The sequence below is a fragment of the Thermoproteota archaeon genome, assembly GCA_030130125.1.
Classification (GTDB): Archaea; Korarchaeota; Korarchaeia; order Korarchaeales; family Korarchaeaceae; genus Korarchaeum.
This window is the reverse complement of the sequence record JARZZM010000058.1, coordinates 1-3,783: the sequence shown is the minus strand read 5'-3', so window position 1 is coordinate 3,783 and position 3,783 is coordinate 1. Positions and strand designations below refer to the sequence as shown.

Below are 3,783 nucleotides of genomic sequence, written 5' to 3'. Positions count from 1 at the left end.
ATTACTATCGAGGCTACCAAGAAGTAGAGTATCCAATCCCGGAAGGACTACGTTCTGTCTCACAGCTGCAGTATCAATACCAGCAGGTACATTGTAAGCATAGTAACGATACCTGACATAGTAGGCAGCCATATTACCCTGAGAGTCAGGATCCCAGCCACCGATGGAATCTGCAGCATTGGCTGGAGTAAACTGGAAATGAGTGGCGTTTGGTTGTGGAACCGCAGGTCCTCCATTTACGTCGTTTGCGCCATCGTTATTGTTATCAGGATAAAGATTCGGATTGGAAACGAAGAAAATGCCAGTGTCAGCGAGACCGGTATTAAAGATAAGGTTCATAACATTATCGATGGCACCAGTTGAATCCTGATCAGATGCTCCAACACCATTTGGTAGGCTGTCCCAGTTGGCTACATCAAGGTCAGTGGTTCCCTCTACAATCACTCTAAGAACAAGTGTATCAATTGGATTGAGACCATACCACAAAACCACTCGTCCATCGTACTTACCAGGTGGGGTACCCCATGGTATCTTTGCCACGAGGATAAGAGTATCGACATCTGTTGTAGGCAATCCGTTACCTATAGTATTGTCAAGATAAGGATTACTATTGATCACGTTACCCTCATCAATACCCACGGCATATATGCTGTCTGAAGGAATAAGCATACCCGGGAATGTGTCGGGATAATAGTAGAGAGTGTCAGTCCATTCAACAGCAGTCCATGTTACATTGAGCTTGTTTATGTTAACACCGTATGTATTAACAATTCTGAAAAGTACATACCCTGTATCACCTGGAAGAGGATCTATGGTCAGTGTATCATTTGCTACAAGGTTTCCATTCTCGTCTTCTATGTGGAAAAGCCTATCTCCGTCAGTTGCATCAAGTGCCCAGGTTTCACCTGGATCATGAATTCCGTTGAGGTTTGCATCCTCAGTACCATCAGGAGCACCACCATGATCTGTATCCACGTCCAGTGGATTCATTTCGTCTCCGGGTGCAGCTCCATTATCTTCTCCAGACCTATAAGCCGCAGCAGAGAAGATATAATGGAAGTTAGGGGAAACATCCCAGCGGCCATTATGATTTTGATCCTCAAGACCGTCATCTACCAGATCACCATCGGTGTCGCTACTTGCCATATCTGTGTATGTCGAAACATCAGCATCCTGACCGGGAACTCCCCACTCAACTCCATCGGGTATATTATCTCCATCTACATCATTATTGAGAGCCTCGTCGTTACCACCATTGTTTAGAACATCCGCATTTACCTCCCATCCATCGATTAGCCCATCAGAATCACTATCAACGTTATCTACATAGGTTTCACCAACATCGTGGGCACCATTGGCATTAGCATCTTCCACTCCATCAACAAGACCATCATTATCAGTATCGTTGTCAAGAGGATTACCATTTACTGCGACATCTATATCGTCATTGAGACCATCATTGTCAGTATCCGGATTTCTTGGATCTGTGGTGTAATAATTAACTCCATCTGTTTCACCAATTAGCCTGAAATCACCATTTATGTCGGGATAGAACTGTCTGTCGGCAGATGTATAGGTAATGGAATTGTGAGGCGTTTCATTAAATCCATCACCGTCAGAATTTGTATTATTTATCCCCGTGCCAAATGAATACTCAACCCAGTCAGGTAAATTATCTCCATCCTGGTCAGTAACCTGGATGGGACTGGTTTCTCCAGCATCAACAGTTCCATTATTATTAGAATCTTCACCATCACCCATGTGTGCGGGATAAGAGTTTCCAAATAGATTCCCACTTCCATCAAGATACCAATCACTATCGGAGTCAACATCAAGAGCAGAAATTATTCCATCATTGTCCGGATCATTATTATCTTCGTTACCAACACCCTCATTTCTTCCATCACCGTCCGTGTCAACAAGTATCGCACTTGTATGATAGGTATTTATCTCATCACCATCGACCCAACCATCTCCATCAGAATTCGTATCAAGTGCGTTGACCGTTGCATCTCCGTCAGGTTGGTCAAGAGTCGCCGTCTCCCAACCATCATATCCATCTACCACTCCGTCTCCATCCGTATCATTACTCACCGGATCCGTCTCCCCCGCATCCACAACTCCATTCAAATTAACATCCTCTCCCACTCCATCAAATAAGTAATCATCATCCTGATCATTGTCCTTCGCCGCTGCATAACTATTCTCATTACCTACATTGTCATTACGACCATCAAGATCCGTATCACTTCCTCCACTGTACGTGTACACCGGCAAGGTCCCATTCGCTATCTCATCTCCATCATTCCACCCATCTCCATCCGCATCTGTACTCAACGCCGCTGCTCCTCCTCCAAATAACACAGCCGCCGTCTCCCATCCATCATATCCATCATTCACATTATCACCATCACTGTCGCGATTATTAGGATCTGTTTCACCAACATCCACCTTACCATTAAGATCCTGATCCTCTCCATAACCATCGTATAAGAGATCACTATCAGAATTTGCATTAAACGGATTTGTATATGTGGCGGGATCAGCATCAATTCCGGCAACATCAAGCTCCACTCCATCGGAAATACCATCAAAATCAGTGGAGTACATAAGGGGTTCTGTTACTGAAGTGTATGCCGGATGTTGCCCACCACCCGATCTATTAACGAGTGCTTCAGAGGACCCATCAGATGGGTTAGTCCATTCCCAGGTCCTTGTTACATTGTTAAACGTAAGCGTACCACTACCAAGTTCTCCTGGAGTATCTCCAGCAGAAAATGTACCGCTTACATCTGCATCAACATACCCATCCGCAAGTCCGTCACCGTCGGTATCGGAATTATTTGGATCTGTAGAAGTGAAATACTTTTCCATCCAATTGCGTAATCCATCATTATCCGTATCTTCTGCAACCAATGGATCTGTGTCAGAACCATCAACCACAAAATCATTGTCAGTATCCGGATCATTTGGATCAGACTCTCCTGGATCAACAGCGCCGTTATTATTAACATCTTCAGCTCCGTCACTTAGGCCATCGGAGTCTGAATCGACAAGAGTTGGGTCGGTTTTTGTTGTATTGTCTGCATCTGGCACAAACACTGCAGGATCAGTACCAACACCAGCTCCACCGGGTATACCAGATGTGACTCCAAGCTCGGTTCCATCCTGAATTCCATCGCCATCCGTATCACTATTATCCGGTCTTGTAGTTATTAAGAAGGTACCTCCTTTATCCTCTGTGCCATCCGAAATTCCATCATCATCACTATCTTTGTCACCAAGAGTAGTAGCGTATGTCTGCCAGGCACCTCCCTGTTCAAAGACATCCAGGAGACCATCACCATCAACATCCGGAGGGGAACCGGACGCCCGAGACCTTCCATCACCAGGGTCTCCACCGACTCCAACATCTGTGAAGTCAGCAACACCGTCATCGTCTGTATCGTAATCTCCAGGATTCCATCCAGCATTAACGGGGGACCTCAAACTATTCCAGTACCCCTCAACGAAGTCGGATAGACCATCGTTATCTGAATCTGTATCCCTGATATTAGGCTTACCATCAGGGATTGCTTCACTTTCTATATACCCTTCTTCATACTGAACGGTATGGACAACACCAAGGCTGTCAGTATAAGTTACATTAATTACCTGACCATCAAGCAAACCGTCACCATCTGTGTCTGTTGACCTTGGATTTGATGCCCACAAACTATCATTTGCGTCTGGATGGCCAGCTGGTCTCAGGGGGATATGAGCATCACCTGCTACTTCCACATA

The 3,783-nt window shown here is 45.2% G+C and carries 1 protein-coding gene; it reads right to left on the bottom strand.

Going from position 1 to position 3,783, the window contains the following annotated elements:
• The coding region (locus tag QI197_07885; protein ID MDK2373278.1) for a hypothetical protein at positions 1-3,669 on the bottom strand (3,669 nt) is incomplete at its 3' end.
• Positions 3,670-3,783: the final 114 nt, after the last annotated feature.